The sequence below is a fragment of the Bacillus sp. SIMBA_005 genome, from assembly GCF_046535585.1.
GTDB classification, from domain to species: Bacteria; Bacillota; Bacilli; order Bacillales; family Bacillaceae; genus Bacillus; species Bacillus pumilus.
Window position 1 is genome coordinate 227,010 of the sequence record NZ_JAWRWI010000001.1, and the last position, 16,907, is coordinate 243,916.

Genomic DNA, 16,907 nt, shown 5'->3' on the forward strand with positions numbered 1-16,907 from the left:
GCATTTAAAGGGGATTGTGATATAATATGAAAGTTATCTAATTATTTTAGGAGATGAAAATGTGAAACTTCGAAAAGATCTTCGCAACATCGCAATTATTGCCCACGTTGACCATGGTAAAACGACGCTTGTTGACCAATTGCTCCATCAAGCTGGTACTTTCCGTGCGAATGAAAATATCGCTGAGAGAGCCATGGATTCAAATGATTTAGAGCGAGAGCGCGGTATTACGATTTTAGCTAAAAATACTGCGATCCATTATAAAGATACACGCATTAATATTTTAGATACACCAGGACACGCCGATTTCGGTGGTGAGGTTGAGCGTATCATGAAAATGGTAGATGGTGTACTTCTCGTTGTGGATGCTTATGAAGGCTGTATGCCTCAAACACGCTTTGTGCTGAAAAAAGCACTTGAGCAAAACTTAACACCAATCGTAGTTGTCAACAAAATTGACCGCGACTTTGCTCGTCCGGCTGAAGTAGTCGATGAAGTAATTGACTTGTTCATTGAATTGGATGCAACAGAAGAACAACTTGAATTCCCAGTTGTCTATGCATCAGCAATTAATGGTACAGCAAGTAACGATGCGAGCAAGCAAGATGAAAACATGGAATCTTTGTTTGAAGCCATTGTTAACCATATCCCTTGCCCAGTTGATAACCATGAAGAGCCGCTTCAATTCCAAGTGGCACTACTTGATTACAATGATTATGTTGGAAGAATTGGGATCGGTCGTGTATTTAGAGGAACAATGCAAGTAGGGCAGCAAGTAGCCTTAATGAAAGTTGACGGCAGTGTGAAACAATTCCGTGTGACAAAGATTTTTGGTTTCCAAGGGTTAAAACGAGTGGAAATCAACGAAGCGAAAGCAGGAGATCTTGTCGCTGTATCTGGAATGGAAGACATTAACGTAGGTGAAACGGTTTGTCCGGTTGAACACCAAGAGGCTTTGCCAATCCTTCGTATTGATGAGCCGACACTTCAAATGACGTTTGTTGTGAACAACAGCCCATTTGCAGGCCGTGAAGGAAAATACGTAACATCACGTAAAATTGAAGAGCGCTTAGAGCAGCAACTTCAAACAGACGTTAGTCTTCGTGTTGATCCAACTGATTCACCTGATGCTTGGGTTGTATCTGGACGCGGAGAGCTTCACTTATCCATTCTTATTGAGAATATGAGACGTGAAGGATTTGAATTACAAGTATCGAAGCCAGAAGTTATTGTAAAAGAAGTTGACGGTGTTCGATGTGAGCCTGTTGAACGCGTTCAAATTGATGTACCAGAAGAGCACACTGGCTCTATCATGGAATCAATGGGCGCACGAAAAGGTGAAATGATTGACATGATCAATAATGGTAATGGTCAAGTTCGCCTGATCTTTACAGTGCCATCACGTGGTTTAATCGGATATACAACTGAATTTCTTTCATTAACTCGTGGTTTTGGTATTTTAAACCATACGTTTGACAGCTACCAGCCAATGCAGTCTGGTCAAGTCGGCGGACGCCGTCAAGGAGTACTTGTTTCAATGGAAACAGGTAAAGCAACTGCTTACGGAATCCAAGGCGTTGAAGAGCGCGGTGTGATCTTCGTTGAGCCGGGTGTTGAAGTATACCAAGGAATGATTGTTGGTGAGCATAACCGTGAGAACGATCTTGTTGTCAACGTAAGCCGTATGAAACAACAAACAAACGTGCGTTCAGCGACGAAAGATCAAACGGTGAGCATGAAAAAACCACGTATTATGTCACTTGAGGAATCTCTTGAGTACTTGAATGAGGACGAATACTGTGAGGTTACGCCTGAATCAATTCGTTTAAGAAAGAAAATTCTAGATAAAAACGAACGTGAGAAAGCAGCGAAGAAGAAAAAGCTAGCAGGATTATCGTAATTCCATGAAGAATTAAAAAGATAGAACCCTGAAAGGTAAGGGGAGGGAATCTTTTTGAATGATCAGGAAGTAAGTGAAAATCTATCCTTTTTCGCGATGCTGTTTCGTGTCGATGAAAATCCGCAAACAGGGATGTGGCTCCTATATGGCACCATCCTTGTTTTAGCAATTATTGTTTTTAAGCTCGGCTTTGCTAGACGTTTACCGATTTTAAAAGCACTCGTGATTTACTTGTTTTTGATTTTTGGCTGCACGTTTCTCACATTTCTAGGTATCTTCCTGCCAGTAGCGGAAGGTCTAGTCGTGGCAGCCGCCATTTTGATTATTTATAAAATAAGGCTGCATCGTGCGAAAAAAGAAGGAACAGTGAATACGTAAAAAAAGACCTGAACTTGTGTCAGGTCTTTTTTTATGTCTTTTGTTCTTTTTTTCCTTTTTTCTTCTTTTTCTCTTTCGTCGCAGGATCTTGATAAAGAGAGAATCTGCCAGTTTTGATGCGTGCTTCTGTCTTTACTTTAATACGTTCCTGACAGTCATCGCACATATATGTATGAATCGGTCGATTTCTTAACCGCTTAGCAACGAGTGTATCATCATCAATGGTTTCAAGCTTCTCACATAATGAGCACTTCACTCTCATCCTTTTCACCTCACTTATTGCATTTATTATAGCATGTTTTCCAGCTACTTAAAATCAGCGTAGAAAACGGCTTATATCACAGGAGATATAAGCCGTTCTCTTTATTTCTTCTGATTCATATGATGGTTTGATTGATCGTTTTGCTGTTCGTCTAACTGCTTTTGATCGTTTTGTTTGAGCTGATCATTCGGCTCATTTGTTGGATCTGTTTCGTGGCGATCAATTTCATTTCTCGGCATCTCTGGCATCACGCGGCCGACAATGGCGGCTAGTTCATCCATAATCCCACTGACAGGACGGCCTGCTTGTATTTCTTTACCCATCTCTTTTAACCGGCTGACTGTATCTGGATCAGCGACCACAACAGCATTCGCACCTTCTGGATCATTTTTCAGCGCTTTTGCAACTGAATATTTAATGTTTTCTACCTTGCTTCTATCTAAATCATCTTTTACATCAATACCAACAACAGCATAACGGCCGATAACGATCGCCGTTGCATCATTAACATCTGCTACGTGCTCTGTTACTTTGACAAGATGCTGCGCAACATCTGTAGATGACCGGGCTTGATTGGTCTTTTTCTTAGTCGAGTCTGACACCCGTACTACGTGCTGGCGTCCATCTTGCTGCTTGTCAAGTGCCTCTGGCTTTTCCTGCTGCTGGCAAGCGCCCAACAGAATGATGGCTTGAATCATGAATAATGTCAAAAATAGTCGCATCTGTATTCCCTCCTTCACAAACTGCATGATTTATTTTATTGTTGAATTAACCTTCTAACTTTATTCATGAAAACATATATTTTAACAATCGTTTTGGGAAAGACAGGATGAATGAAACCCCGATCAGGAGGCGAAGGACCTGAGTAAAATTTATGTATTAGACACAAACGTGTTATTACAGGATCCGAATTCAATCTTTTCATTTGAAGACAACGAGGTCGTCATACCCGCCGTTGTGTTAGAAGAAGTAGACTCAAAAAAGAGATATATGGACGAGGTTGGGCAAAATGCCCGGCGCGTCTCACGCCTAATTGACGGTTTAAGATCGAAAGGGAAACTGCATGAAAAAATTACACTAGAGTCAAAAGGGACGCTGCGCATTGAACTGAATCACCGCTCTTTTCATGAGCTTCAAGAAATTTTTATTGAAAAAACAAACGATAATCGAATTTTGGCAGTCGCGAAAAATTTAAGCTTAGAGGAAGAAACAAAACCTCATGGCAGGCCTGTTATTTTGGTCAGCAAGGATGTGTTAGTGCGGGTAAAGGCGGATGCTATAGGGCTTCAAGCAGAAGACTTCTTAAGTGACCGTGTTTTGCAAAATGAAGACATCGATAATGGCTATCATGAGCTCTACATTCCAACTGAGCAATTGAATACATTTTATAAGCAAAATCAATTACCAATAAAAGAGGTCACAAGTGCACCATTCAACCCTCATCAATTTGTCATCATGAAGGGAAATGAAGGTGGTTCTGCTTTAGGAATGCTTGATCAAAAGGCAGAGCATGTAAAGCGTCTCGTTTATGATCAAGAGCATATTTGGGGAATTCGTCCAAAAAACGTCCAACAGACGATGGCGCTTGAGCTGCTTTTGCGACGTGACATTCCGCTCGTGACACTGATTGGAAAAGCGGGGACTGGTAAAACATTGCTTGCACTTGCTGCCGGATTAATGCAGACAGAGGACCTTGGTATGTTTAAAAAGTTGATCGTGGCGCGCTCCATCGTGCCTGTTGGGAAAGATATCGGATATTTGCCAGGAGAAAAGGAAGAAAAGCTAAGACCATGGATGCAGCCGATCTATGACAACCTAGAGTTTTTATTTAATACAAAAAAGCCTGGTGAGCTTGATGCGATTTTGGCGGGAATTGGATCTATTCAAGTCGAAGCATTGACGTACATTCGGGGGAGAAGTATACCTGATCAATTTATTATCATTGATGAGGCGCAGAATTTAACAAAGCACGAGGTGAAAACATTATTAACGCGAGTCGGAGAGGGAAGTAAAATTGTGCTGATGGGAGATCCAGAGCAGATTGATCATCCTTATTTAGACAGCTTAAATAATGGGCTTACGTATGTGATCGAACGGTTCAAAGGGCAGCAAATATCTGGACATGTCAAGCTTGTCAAAGGAGAAAGGTCTGGACTTGCACAGCTTGCCGCTGATTTGCTATAGTCCAGACCCCTTGTCTTATGTAATGTTTAGCTCTTTGACACCTTTTATCGGCTGAGTGAGGTTGGACTGATCTGTGAAATAGACATGGATCGGTCCTTCTTCTGTGATTGGCTTACCATGCTGGCTGAAATGAGCAATGCTTTCCATTGCCTGAGAAAGTGGTACAGCAATAGTACCTGTTTCTGTGACAAATTCGCATGTATCCGCATGTTCAAGCGGCTCAGCATTTTTTAGCATATCGCCAAGCTTCATCCCGAAGCTGCCTGTGACGAGTCTTTCCTTTTCGTACTTCTTCTCTGTTTTTAACGTGGGTGGAAGAGTTTGACCTTCTCTTATCACCCGCTCTTGGTCAAGCTCCTGATCTAGCTGATTCTCTTCACTTGCTGCATTTTTTTCAAAAAATGAATCCATTAAAAATTTGCGGTCATCAAAAATCCATACACTTGGATCAATGGTGATCTTGTACTGTACGTTCCCCTTGATTTGAATGATGCTCATGTTCAAGACAACCCCTTTCCAACATAAATTATAGAAGTTTTCGTCCGCTTTGTCACTTTCATAAACATGCTGCACCTTGTACACACTAATCATACATGAAAGATAGGGAGTGTATGAGGCATGGCATGTCGCGACAATGAAGAGCTTCAACGATTTGTAGAAGAAGCAAAAAAAGTGGCCAAAGATGGTCAAGTAGCATCCTATATTCCCGCTCTCGGCAAAGCGGATCAGACGGATTTATCTGTGGCAGTGTATCATGTGAGTAATACGTGCCACTCAGCTGGAGATGTAGATAAACGATTTACCCTTCAAAGTATTTCAAAAGTATTAGCACTGGCGCTTGTGCTCTCAGAAGAAGGGCCAAAAAAAGTCTTTCAATTTGTTGGACAAGAACCAACAGGTGACCCGTTTAATTCAATGATTAAACTGGAAACAGCGAGTCCGAATAAACCGCTGAATCCAATGATTAATGCAGGGGCGCTCGCAGTCACGAGTTTAATCAGAGGAGCGACTCCGCAAGATCAGCTGAGCCGGTTGCTCAGCTTCATTAGAGAGCTTGCAAATGACAAAAGCATTACATACTGCAAGGAAACAGCTGCCTCCGAATTTGAGACATCCATGATTAACCGGGCGATGTGCTATTATATGAAGCAATATCATATTATTAGAGGGAACGTAGAGGAAGTCATGGACGTCTATACGAAACAATGTGCCATCATGATGAACAGCTTGGATTTGGCAAAAATTGCTTGTGTTTTTTCATTAGACGGCAGACATCCAGAAACGGGGAAGCAGATTCTTTCAAAAGATGTCGCTAGAATTTGTAAAACCTTTATGGTGACGTGCGGCATGTACAATGCGAGCGGAGAATTTGCCATTAACATCGGAATTCCTGCAAAAAGCGGTGTCTCAGGCGGAATTATGGGAGCTGCACCATATGATTTTGGGATCGGTATCTTCGGTCCTGCTCTGGATGAAAGAGGGAATAGTATTGCTGGAATTAAGCTGCTTGAGCTGATGAGTGAAAAATACGAGATGAGTATCTTTTAATGGAGGAAGGCTTCTTTTTATTTTTACAAGCGAACTGTACAAATCTGCTTGCAATTTTGGGCGTTTCGCTTTATGATAAATAGAAGAATTAGGTACTCGCCTGGGGAACGGAGGGATACTTTTGGCGTCAGAAATTTTAGTCGATCATCGGCAAAAAGCACTGGCTTTATTAAAATTGGATGCAGATAAAATTTTAAAATTGATCCAAGTGCAAATGGACAACTTAACGATGCCGCAATGTCCTCTTTATGAAGAGGTTTTAGATACTCAAATGTTCGGATTATCGAGAGAAATTGATTTTGCTGTCCGGCTTGGATTAGTTGATCAACATGAAGGTAAGAAACTACTCGATAAACTTGAGAGAGAGCTTTCCGCACTTCATGATGCGTTCACAAAAAAATAATGATTGAAAACTCAAACTTCCTTAACATAAGTTTGAGTTTTTTTGTCCTCTATTTTTTTCATTGATTCATGTCAAACGGACTTGATTCTTTCATGAATGACGAACAATATAAAAGAGGTAAAACGAGATCAAACGGAGAAAATGTAGTAGAATAAAAACAGCTAAGAGGATATCAAGCAGTAGAAACAGACGTTAGGAAGAGGATTATATGTTAAAGAGAATGCTAAAATCGTATGACTACTCATTATTGTTCGCCATTATTTTAATTAGCGCATTCGGTTTGGTCATGGTGTATAGCTCAAGTATGATTACATCTGTGATTAGATACGATGCCGCGCCAGATAATTTTTTTAAGAAACAGCTTTTATTTATGATCGTTGGAGCGGTCATCTTGCTCTTTACGGCACTCGTTCCATATCAGCTGTTTTCAAATAAGAAATTTCAGATCGGTATGCTGCTGCTATCCGTATTCTCCCTCATCTATGTGTACTTTGGCGGTCATATTGCAGGGAACGCAAGAAGCTGGATTAAAGTAGGCCCATTCAGTCTTCAGCCAGCGGAATTTGTAAAGATTGTCGTCATTATTTATCTTGCTGCTGTGTATGCAAAAAAGCAGCATTATATTGATCATATTTTACGAGGAGTCACACCTCCAATCGTGGTTGTTTCGATCTTATGCGGATTTATCATTTTGCAGCCAGACTATGGGACAGCCTTTATCATTGGGATGATTGCTCTTGCGATGATTTTATGCTCAGGGTTTAGCGGGAAAACACTTGCGAAGCTGCTGGCGTTATTTAGTGCCGTGATGGTCGTCGTGACCCCATTTATTATTCTGTTCTGGGATAAAATTTTCACGCAAAATCGTCTCGGGCGTTTTGAGAGTTTCCAAGATCCCTTTAAAGATGCAGGAGCTACTGGACATCAATTGATTAATTCCTATTATGCCATTGGATCAGGCGGCTTTTTTGGACTGGGTCTAGGAGAAAGCGTTCAAAAGTACGGGTATCTTCCAGAGCCGCACACAGATTTTATCATGGCAATCATTTCAGAAGAGCTTGGCTTTTTCGGAGTATTTTTTGTACTCGCTCTCCTTGGCTTCATCGTCGTGAAAGGATTTTATATTGCAAGAAAGTGTGAAGATCCATTTGGAAGTTTGCTTGCAATAGGAATTTCCTCCATGATTGCGATCCAAACATGCATTAATTTAGGCGGTGTTTCAGGTTTGATTCCGATTACTGGGGTCACACTTCCGTTTATTAGCTACGGGGGATCATCTATCATTTTACTGAGTGGTTGTATGGGAATATTGCTGAATATCAGCATGTTTACTGAATATAAAGAGCGTTACAAAAAGAAAAAATCAATGAGTAAACCACCAGTTCAAAAAAATGGATTGCAGAAAACTTTGAATTTTTAGAAAACAAAAGTGTACAGTTTTCATTTCTTCCTTTATTATAGAGTACATATAAAATTTTAAGGGATATGGAGGAGTGAGAAATGTCACAGAGAACAATTCAAAAGGTTCTAGTTGCAAACAGAGGGGAAATTGCTATCAGAGTCTTCAGGGCCTGTACGGAGCTCAATTTACGTACAGTAGCCATTTATTCCAAAGAAGACTCAGGCTCTTATCATCGCTATAAAGCAGATGAAGCATATCTAGTTGGAGAAGGAAAAAAACCGATTGATGCCTACCTTGATATCGAGGGGATCATCGAAATTGCAAAACGAAATGATGTGGATGCAATCCATCCAGGTTACGGATTTTTATCTGAAAATATTCATTTTGCAAGACGATGCGAAGAGGAAGGCATTCAATTTATCGGTCCAACTTCTCAGCATTTAGATATGTTTGGAGATAAAGTAAAGGCAAGAGAAGAAGCGAAAAAAGCTGGAATACCAGTCATTCCAGGAAGTGACGGACCAGTTGATTCGGTCAAAGAAGTCGAAAAATTCGGTGAAGAATACGGTTACCCGTTTATTATTAAAGCTTCACTAGGCGGCGGCGGCCGGGGTATGCGGATTGTCAGAACGAAAGAGGAGCTGAAGGAAGCCTATGACCGTGCGAAGTCAGAGGCAAAAGCCGCTTTTGGAAATGACGAAGTATACGTTGAAAAACTGATTGAAAATCCGAAACACATTGAGGTGCAGGTGATTGGTGACAATCACGGCAATATCATTCATTTATATGAGCGTGACTGCTCTGTTCAAAGGCGGCATCAAAAGGTCATTGAAGTGGCGCCAAGTGTGTCTCTTACAGATCAACTGCGTGAAGACATTTGCGAAGCGGCTGTTCAGTTGGCTCGGAATGTATCATATATCAATGCAGGCACTGTAGAATTCCTTGTTGCAAATGGAGAGTTTTATTTTATTGAAGTCAATCCAAGGGTACAGGTAGAACACACGATCACTGAAATGATCACAGGTGTCGATATCGTCCAAACCCAAATTCTTGTCGCGAAAGGTCATGACCTTCACAGCAAGGAAGTCGGTATACCAAAGCAAGAAGATATTTTCACACATGGTTTTGCCATTCAATCAAGGGTTACAACAGAAGATCCTTTAAATGATTTTATGCCAGACACTGGGAAAATTATGGCCTACCGTTCAGGCGGGGGATTTGGTGTACGACTTGATACAGGGAACAGCTTTCAAGGTGCAGTCATAACACCTTATTACGATTCACTATTGGTCAAGCTGTCCACATGGGCGCTTACATTTGACCAAGCTGCTGCTAAAATGGTTCGAAACTTACAGGAATTCAGAATTCGCGGGATTAAAACAAACATTCCGTTTCTTGAAAACGTGGCAAAGCATGAGAAGTTTCTAAAAGGGGAATACGATACGTCATTTATCGATTCAACGCCAGAGCTATTTAATTTCCCTAAACAAAAAGACCGTGGAACGAAGATGCTGACTTATATTGGTAACGTGACCATTAATGGATTCCCTGGTATTGCGGAGAAAAAGAAGCCTCATTTTGACAAGCCTGTTGTACCGAAGCTTCCTCTCAAGCAAGAGATTCCATCTGGGACTAAACAATTGTTAGATGCGCATGGACCTGAGGGTCTTGCCAATTGGGTGAAAGAACAAAAGAGCGTCCTTTTAACAGATACAACCTTTAGGGACGCGCATCAGTCTCTGCTTGCGACCCGCTTCAGAACTCATGATTTAAAGAAAGTAGCCCAGCCAACAGCAGGTTTATGGCCAGAGCTGTTTAGTATGGAAATGTGGGGCGGTGCTACATTTGATGTTGCGTACCGTTTCTTAAAAGAAGATCCTTGGCAGCGATTAAAAGAGCTTCGCCAAGAAGTGCCAAACACGTTGTTCCAAATGCTTTTAAGATCATCAAACGCTGTCGGATATACAAACTATGCGGATAATGTGATTAAAGCATTTGTAAAGGAATCGGCCGAAGCAGGCATTGACGTGTTCCGTATTTTCGATAGCTTAAACTGGGTGAAAGGCATGACACTTGCCATTGGTTCTGTTCGTGAATCAGGCAAAGTGGCAGAGGCAGCGATTTGTTATACGGGGGACATTCTCGATCCATCGCGTCCGAAATATGATCTTAAGTACTATGTATCTCTTGCGAAAGAGCTTGAATCTGCCGGTGCGCATATTTTAGGTATTAAAGATATGGCGGGATTATTAAAGCCGCAGGCAGCTTATGAGTTAGTCACTGCTTTAAAAAATGAGCTCACAATCCCTATTCATCTTCATACGCATGATACGAGTGGAAATGGACTGTTCACCTATGCAAGGGCAATTGATGCAGGTGTTGACATTGTCGATGTGGCCGTCAGCTCTATGGCGGGACTCACATCGCAGCCAAGCGCAAGCTCACTGTACTATGCTTTAGATGGGCATGAAAGAAAGCCAGACATGAACGTCCAATCGGTCGAACACCTTTCTCAATACTGGGATTCTGTTAGAAAATACTACAGTGAATTCGAAAGCGGCATGAATTCACCTCATACAGAAATTTATGAGCATGAAATGCCTGGCGGACAGTATAGTAACTTGCAGCAGCAGGCGAAAGGTGTCGGGCTTGGCGACCGCTGGAACGAAGTAAAAGAAATGTACAGACGTGTGAATGACATGTTTGGTGATATTGTGAAGGTGACTCCTTCCTCTAAAGTAGTCGGAGACATGGCACTTTATATGGTGCAAAATGATTTAACAGAGGAAGATGTCTATGAAAAAGGAGCAACTTTAGACTTCCCTGATTCTGTTGTGGAACTATTTAAAGGCTATTTAGGCCAGCCGCATGGCGGATTCCCTGAAAAATTGCAAAAGCTGATTTTAAAAGGAGAAGAGCCGCTCACTGTTAGACCTGGTGAAAAGCTGAAGCCAGTTGACTTTGAAGCTATTCAGCAGCAGTTTAAAGAATCTCATGATCTGACGCTGACAGAGAAAGACGCAATTGCGTATGCCTTATATCCGAAAGTCTTTTCTGAATTTGTCCAAACAGCAGAAAGTTATGGAGACATCTCTGTTCTTGACACACCAACGTTTTTCTACGGGATGAGGCTTGGTGAAGAGATTGAGGTAGAAATCGAAAAAGGAAAAACCCTCATTGTTAAACTCGTGTCAATTGGAGAACCGAATCCAAATGCCACAAGAGTTCTTTACTTTGAGCTAAATGGACAGCCTCGTGAAGTCGTCATTAAGGATGAAAGCATCAAATCATCCGTTCAAGAAAAAATGAAGGCGGACCGTTCAAATCCAAATCACATTGCCGCATCAATGCCAGGCACTGTCATCAAAGTGCTCGTGGAAAAAGGACAGAAAATCTCGCAAGGTGAGCATTTGATGATCAATGAAGCCATGAAAATGGAGACGACTGTGCAAGCTCCATTCACTGCGGTCGTAGATGAAATACATGTGACAAATGGAGAACCGATTCAAACGGGAGATCTGCTCATTGTTTTAAAGCCTGAATAATAATTGAGACACATCCATCGTGATGTGTCTTTTTTTGAGCGCATTAAAATGTGCAGCAGCCTGCGAGAGTGATTACACTATAGAGTGAGGTGAAGAAAGTTGGAAATTGTCGTGATTTGGTTTCGCCGAGATCTGCGATTGGATGATCATATCGCCTTGTCAAAAGCGATCACATATGCAAAAAAACATAAGTGCAAATTATTGGCTCTTTATCATCTAGATCCATTTTTTACTGAAATGGAAATGGATATAAATAACGAACATTTCTTTCAAAGCTTGGCGCATTTCGTCAAGGAAGCGAGAGAATCTCAAGTGTATGTCCACCTTCTCCATGATGATGTCCTGCGCGCCTTTCAGCAGGTCATGGATGTGTATGACATCAAAGCCGTCTTTTTTAATGAAGATGAAGTGGGTATCGGCCAAAGGCGTGACAAGCAAGTAACCGATTTTTTAGGTAAGAAGGGCATTCATGTGTCAATGTGGCAAGATACACATCTTCACGGGGCGCGAGATATTTTAAAAGCAGATGGGTCACATTATCAAGTGTTTACCCCATACTATCAATCATGGCGTAAGCAAGAGAAGCAGTCTGTGATAAAAGTTGACAAATCATTTTTTAGCAGTGGGCATACGATTTGTGATGAGTCACTTTCACAAAAAGGAAATGATAAACTGCGAGAATTGATAAAGGGTTGCTCAAGGAAGTTTGATCAAATTGGCTCAGGCAAAGCGATGAGCACGCTGCATCACTTTATCCAAAAAAGATTAACACGTTACCATGAGAAACGTGATATTCCGTCTGTTTTTGGAACGAGCAAGCTGTCGCGGTTCTTAAAAACAGGTACTATTTCAATTCGAACGGTCTTTCATTCGATATATGAAGAAGCACTCTATGAAGATGAGGGCAGAGAGACCTTTATTAAAGAGCTGGCTTGGCGTGATTTTTATCATATGATTTATGCGCATTATCCCGAGATGAAAGAAAAAGAAATCAATTTGGCGTTTCAAGGGATGAAATGGAATGAAGATGAGACGCTGTTTGAAGCTTGGTGTAAAGGAGAAACAGGCTTTCCACTCGTTGATGCAGGGATGAGACAGTTAAATGAGGAGGGCTGGATGCATAACCGTTTGCGAATGGTCACAGCCTCATTTTTAACAAAGGATTATTTGATTGATTGGAGAAAGGGAGAAGCGTATTTTGCAAAAAAACTTGTGGATTATGATGAGACGTCCAATATCGGAGGATTTCAGTGGGCAGCCTCAGTCGGAACTGATGCGGTGCCGTACTTCCGTATTTTCAACCCGACCACTCAGTCAAAGCGATTTGATCCGAGCGGAGAATATATTAGAAAATATGTACCAGAGCTAGAGCATGTCGATGAAAAATGGATTCATGAACCAAGTAAAATGCCGATTAATGAGCAATTGAAATCGGGATGTGTGCTAGGTGATACATATCCGCTGCCGACGGTAGACCACCAGGAAAGACGCAAAAAAGCCATTTCGCTATTTGAAGAAACAAAACAACAATAAAACAAATCCCCCTTCCATATGGAAGGGGGATACAAATTCTTATTTGAATGGTTCTTTGCTTTCATATTTAAACCGGGCAATAAGTAAGCAGAAGTAACAGAGTACGCCAAACAATCCGGAAATAAATAATGAATGAGCTAGCGCGTAACCAAGTGCGAGATGAGAATACACAGACATCACACCTGAAATCGCTTGAAGTGTAATAAGAATGGCTGAAATAATCCATCCATAATACAGCTGCTTCTGTTCTTTATAATGTTTCATGGCATGAAACATCGCAACAAATATCCAGACGAATAAAAGAAGTGCTGCTGCTCTATGAGACATTTGCACCCACTGATTAAAGTACGCTGGAAGTGCACCGTCTTTTGAACAAAACGGGAAGACAGAGCAAGCAAGACTTGACTTTGTATGCCTCACATAAGCACCCGTGTACACCACGATATACGTATAGGTGATCAAACCATAAATATGAAACTGCATTTTTTTGCCGATATGAAGCGGCTTCACAAGCTTTGTTTCAGATCGGGTTGCCTCGAATACAAGTAGCGCAAGCAATAACACTGAAGCAAAAGAAATGAGTGAAATACCGAAGTGCAGAGCCATGACAAGTGCGTTGGAACCAAACACGACGGCAAGAGCCCCTAACAGCGCTTGTAGCAGTAAGAATATAATCGACATGATGACCAAAAATTTGGTTTCACGGAATACTGGACTAATCTTTTTCCAGCATAAGACCGCCAGTGCCAAGACAAGAATGGTTGAAACCCCTGTTGACATGCGGTGACTCCATTCGATGATGGAAGCAGGGTTCATTTCAGGGAAGAAACGACCGTGGCAAAGGGGCCACTGCCTGCCGCAGCCAAGACCCGAGCCGGTTTTCGTCACAAGCGCACCGCCAATCAAAACGATCAGCATCACAAACGTTGTGATCACGCTCAATAACCTTAAAGCAAATTTCATCAAATTATTTCACCTTCTCTAAAAAACTTCTGATCTAAATGAAAAACCTCACATGCTCTCAAGTTTAAGCCAAATGCGTGTTCTGTTGCAATTCATAATGACCAAAGTTCACAAAAAAATGATATGTTAGTTCACAAAGTTTACAGATTTAGAGTGCTTGATCTTTCTTTCACAGTCTGATAGAAATAGAGGAGAGAATATTTCATTTTGCACCGCCTTCTGAAACACAGATAAATCCTAATAAATTCACGAAAAGTTCACAAATAACTTCGAGATTGTCGTTTATTATTTAATAGGATGTTTTTTTACAGCTGTTTATCTTGTATGATAGAGTTGTAACGAATTTACGTTTCATAGTTCGTTTGAAGGTTTGGCAAGGGAGGTTATACACATTGGCAAATTCCAAAACAGCCGCGGAAGCAGCTATTCATGGACAAATAGAAGAAACAACAGCGTGGAAAGATTTTCTTGCTCTGATTAAAATGGGCATCGTCAATTCCAATTTCATTACGACATTTACTGGAATGTGGCTTGCTTTTTATTTTACAGGGATGAGTTTCCTTGGGAATCTAGATATTGTACTGTTAACAATGATTGGTTCTTCTCTTATTATTGCCGGTTCATGCGCCATTAATAATGCGTTTGACCGTGATATTGATATATTAATGGAAAGAACAAAAACAAGACCGACGGTTACAGGTAAGATTCAGCCGGGGCAAGCGTATGCATTTGGTATTTTGCTTGTTGTACTTGGACTCATCATGCTTCTGATGACAACCATAACATCAGCAGTGATTGGATTTATTGGAGTCTTTACTTATGCGGTTCTTTACACCATGTGGTCTAAACGTCATTACACCATCAATACCGTTATTGGAAGTGTATCTGGTGCAGTGCCGCCATTAATCGGCTGGACAGCTGTCACAGGTACAATCGACACAACGGCTTGGGTTTTGTTTATGATTATGTTCATTTGGCAGATCCCGCACTTCCTGTCACTTGCGATTAAGAAAACGGAAGATTACCGTAAGGCAGGTATTCCAATGCTGCCAGTCGTTTATGGCTTTGAAGTCACGAAACGCCAAATCATCATTTGGACAGCATGTCTTCTCCCGCTTCCATTTTTCTTAGGTGGATTAGGATGGCCGATTGTCGCACTTGGCACATTGCTGAATATTGGATGGCTTGTCATTGGCCTTATGGGCTTTAAAATGAAAGACGTCATGAAGTGGTCAACGCTCATGTTTGTTTATTCATTAAATTACTTAACCATCTTTTTCGTTGCGATGATTATTATTACACTATTCTAGAGTAAAATACACTTTGATCACATCAAAACAAGGCTATATCTTATAACACAACATTTTCTAACAACTATGAAAGCCGCCTGATATTCAGTTCTATTTAGGCGGCTTTCTGTTTATACATAGATGGTATTTTGAGTAAAAACATCATTTTTTTATGAAAAGAGGAAATGTAAGTGCTTTTATAAGAGGCGGGGGTTATGGATGGGTGAAAAGTGATTTTATAAATAAGAGGTAAAAAGCGAAAGGCAAAGGAGATCAAGCAAAAGGGGTTGGGACAAATTATGATAAGAAAATGGCGTGTTTATTCACTGTTTCTCTTATTGACGCTCGTTTTGGCGGGCTGTGGTGAACCATACTTATCAACACTCAAACCAGTTGGGGAAGTAGCAGATAAACAATTCTTCCTAACGGTACTGAGTACACTCATTATGGTTCTTGTCGTCATTGTTGTATCGATCATTTTCTTTTACGTCATCATTAAATTCAAACGTTCTAAAGTGGGAGAAGATACGATTCCAAAACAGGTGGAAGGGAACCGTAACCTAGAAATTACGTGGACAGCGATTCCGATTCTTCTCCTCATTATTCTCGTTGTGCCTGTTGTGGCATACACGCTTGAGCTTGGGGATACAAGCGCTATGGATAAGAAAAAACGAGATCCTGAAAAGACACTTGTTGTCAATGTAAGAGCCAGTTTATATTGGTGGGAATTCGAATACCCTGATTATGGGATTGTCACTAGTCAGGAATTGATTGTACCAACAGATCAAAAGGTCTACTTTAAATTGAAAGCATCTGATGTGAAACACTCTTTCTGGGTTCCATCGGCTGGCGGTAAAATTGATACAAACACAGACAACGAAAACAAGTTTTATTTAACCTTTGATTCAAAACGAACGAAAGATGCAGGGGAATATTTCTACGGGAAATGTGCGGAGCTTTGCGGTCCTTCACATGCTTTAATGGACTTTAAAGTTAAAACGCTTTCTCAAGATGAGTTTTTAGGATGGACGAAAAAAATGGCTGATTACAAGAAGCCTACATCCACAAAAGATCTCGCTCTTGAAGGTGAAAAGTTATTTAAAGAGAAAAACTGCTTGAGTTGTCACGCAGTAGAGCCTGGGGACGAACGCCCGGAAGCGGCAAGGACAGCACCAAACCTTGCCACCTTCGGAGAGCGGACAAAAGTAGCTGGAATTAAAGACATGAACAAAGAAAACGTGAAAGCATGGCTGAAAGATCCAGAGAGCTTTAAACCAGGAAATAAAATGACAGGGACGTACCCTAAATTAAATGACTCAGAAGCAGATGCACTTTATGAGTATTTAAAAGGACTTAAAATCGAGTAATTTCTAATGCAAATGTGCAAGAGGGTATGTAATCGATGTGAAGTTTTTGTTAAGAGCTCCCGAATATGTCTCTACAACCAAGAAGTAGCCATCTGTCAGACACAGTCTGTGTAAAGTTAGACATCTATATGAA

14 protein-coding genes are annotated in these 16,907 nt (G+C 41.1%); 10 read left to right on the forward strand and 4 right to left on the reverse strand.

What is annotated here, in order from left to right:
* The first annotated feature begins 61 nt into the window (after positions 1-61).
* Positions 62-1,900, forward strand: a complete 1,839-nt coding sequence (gene typA / locus SB660_RS01290) for a translational GTPase TypA (protein WP_012009833.1) — start codon at positions 62-64, stop codon at positions 1,898-1,900.
* 96 nt (positions 1,901-1,996) lie between these two features.
* Positions 1,997-2,278, forward strand: a complete 282-nt coding sequence (locus SB660_RS01295) for a YlaH-like family protein (protein ID WP_044334035.1) — start codon at positions 1,997-1,999, stop codon at positions 2,276-2,278.
* A 31-nt stretch (positions 2,279-2,309) separates the two neighbouring features.
* Here SB660_RS01295 and SB660_RS01300 read toward each other — a convergent pair whose 3' ends face one another.
* Together SB660_RS01300 and SB660_RS01305 are read right to left on the reverse strand one after the other, a co-directional pair.
* Complete coding sequence (locus SB660_RS01300) at positions 2,310-2,540, reverse strand: YlaI family protein (RefSeq protein ID WP_012009835.1); 231 nt, start codon at positions 2,538-2,540, stop codon at positions 2,310-2,312.
* Between the two features lie 101 nt (positions 2,541-2,641).
* Positions 2,642-3,262: a YhcN/YlaJ family sporulation lipoprotein gene (locus tag SB660_RS01305; RefSeq protein ID WP_058014078.1), complete on the reverse strand. Its 621-nt coding sequence runs from the start codon at positions 3,260-3,262 to the stop codon at positions 2,642-2,644.
* A 139-nt stretch (positions 3,263-3,401) separates the two neighbouring features.
* Here SB660_RS01305 and SB660_RS01310 point away from each other — a divergent pair, with 139 nt between their 5' ends.
* Complete coding sequence (locus SB660_RS01310) at positions 3,402-4,724, forward strand: PhoH family protein (RefSeq protein ID WP_034619937.1); 1,323 nt, start codon at positions 3,402-3,404, stop codon at positions 4,722-4,724.
* Positions 4,725-4,739: 15 nt separating this feature from the next.
* On the opposite strand, the gene SB660_RS01315 is transcribed toward SB660_RS01310, so the two are convergent.
* Positions 4,740-5,222 (reverse strand): peptidyl-prolyl cis-trans isomerase, encoded by a 483-nt coding sequence (locus SB660_RS01315; RefSeq protein WP_180309062.1) that lies wholly within the window; start codon positions 5,220-5,222, stop codon positions 4,740-4,742.
* A 120-nt stretch (positions 5,223-5,342) separates the two neighbouring features.
* Here SB660_RS01315 and glsA point away from each other — a divergent pair, with 120 nt between their 5' ends.
* The 5 genes from glsA (at position 5,343) to SB660_RS01340 (ending at position 13,155) form a co-directional block, all read left to right on the forward strand.
* On the forward strand, positions 5,343-6,272 hold the full coding sequence (gene glsA / locus SB660_RS01320) for a glutaminase A (RefSeq protein ID WP_410581021.1): 930 nt from the start codon (positions 5,343-5,345) through the stop codon (positions 6,270-6,272).
* A 121-nt stretch (positions 6,273-6,393) separates the two neighbouring features.
* Positions 6,394-6,675, forward strand: a complete 282-nt coding sequence (locus SB660_RS01325; protein ID WP_003212509.1) for an Fpa/YlaN family protein — start codon at positions 6,394-6,396, stop codon at positions 6,673-6,675.
* 208 nt (positions 6,676-6,883) lie between these two features.
* Complete coding sequence (ftsW, locus tag SB660_RS01330; protein ID WP_410581023.1) at positions 6,884-8,095, forward strand: putative lipid II flippase FtsW; 1,212 nt, start codon at positions 6,884-6,886, stop codon at positions 8,093-8,095.
* Positions 8,096-8,175: 80 nt separating this feature from the next.
* Positions 8,176-11,622: a pyruvate carboxylase gene (gene pyc / locus SB660_RS01335; protein WP_410581025.1), complete on the forward strand. Its 3,447-nt coding sequence runs from the start codon at positions 8,176-8,178 to the stop codon at positions 11,620-11,622.
* Between the two features lie 99 nt (positions 11,623-11,721).
* Complete coding sequence (locus SB660_RS01340) at positions 11,722-13,155, forward strand: cryptochrome/photolyase family protein (protein ID WP_410581027.1); 1,434 nt, start codon at positions 11,722-11,724, stop codon at positions 13,153-13,155.
* A gap of 39 nt (positions 13,156-13,194) precedes the next feature.
* Here SB660_RS01340 and SB660_RS01345 read toward each other — a convergent pair whose 3' ends face one another.
* Positions 13,195-14,118, reverse strand: coding sequence for a COX15/CtaA family protein (locus tag SB660_RS01345; protein ID WP_058014073.1), 924 nt, complete (start codon positions 14,116-14,118; stop codon positions 13,195-13,197).
* Positions 14,119-14,510: 392 nt separating this feature from the next.
* On the opposite strand from SB660_RS01345, the gene cyoE reads away from it, so the two are divergent.
* The gene (cyoE, locus tag SB660_RS01350; RefSeq protein ID WP_003211774.1) at positions 14,511-15,428 is read left to right on the forward strand and encodes a heme o synthase; all 918 of its coding nucleotides are present in this window, start codon (positions 14,511-14,513) and stop codon (positions 15,426-15,428) included.
* Positions 15,429-15,706: 278 nt separating this feature from the next.
* On the forward strand, positions 15,707-16,774 hold the full coding sequence (gene coxB / locus SB660_RS01355) for a cytochrome c oxidase subunit II (RefSeq protein WP_003212202.1): 1,068 nt from the start codon (positions 15,707-15,709) through the stop codon (positions 16,772-16,774).
* Positions 16,775-16,907 lie beyond the last annotated feature (133 nt).

Bases quoted from the DNA above. Each gene is read 5' to 3' on its own strand.
- SB660_RS01295 (WP_044334035.1), top strand. From the start codon at position 1,997: ATGCTGTTTCGTGTCGATGAAAATCCGCAAACAGGGATGTGGCTCCTA.
- SB660_RS01300 (WP_012009835.1), bottom strand. From the start codon at position 2,540: ATGAGAGTGAAGTGCTCATTATGTGAGAAGCTTGAAACCATTGATGAT.
- SB660_RS01305 (WP_058014078.1), bottom strand. From the start codon at position 3,262: ATGCGACTATTTTTGACATTATTCATGATTCAAGCCATCATTCTGTTG.
- SB660_RS01315 (WP_180309062.1), bottom strand. From the start codon at position 5,222: ATGAGCATCATTCAAATCAAGGGGAACGTACAGTACAAGATCACCATT.
- glsA (WP_410581021.1), top strand. From the start codon at position 5,343: ATGGCATGTCGCGACAATGAAGAGCTTCAACGATTTGTAGAAGAAGCA.
- ftsW (WP_410581023.1), top strand. From the start codon at position 6,884: ATGTTAAAGAGAATGCTAAAATCGTATGACTACTCATTATTGTTCGCC.
- pyc (WP_410581025.1), top strand. From the start codon at position 8,176: ATGTCACAGAGAACAATTCAAAAGGTTCTAGTTGCAAACAGAGGGGAA.
- SB660_RS01345 (WP_058014073.1), bottom strand. From the start codon at position 14,118: ATGAAATTTGCTTTAAGGTTATTGAGCGTGATCACAACGTTTGTGATG.
- coxB (WP_003212202.1), top strand. From the start codon at position 15,707: ATGATAAGAAAATGGCGTGTTTATTCACTGTTTCTCTTATTGACGCTC.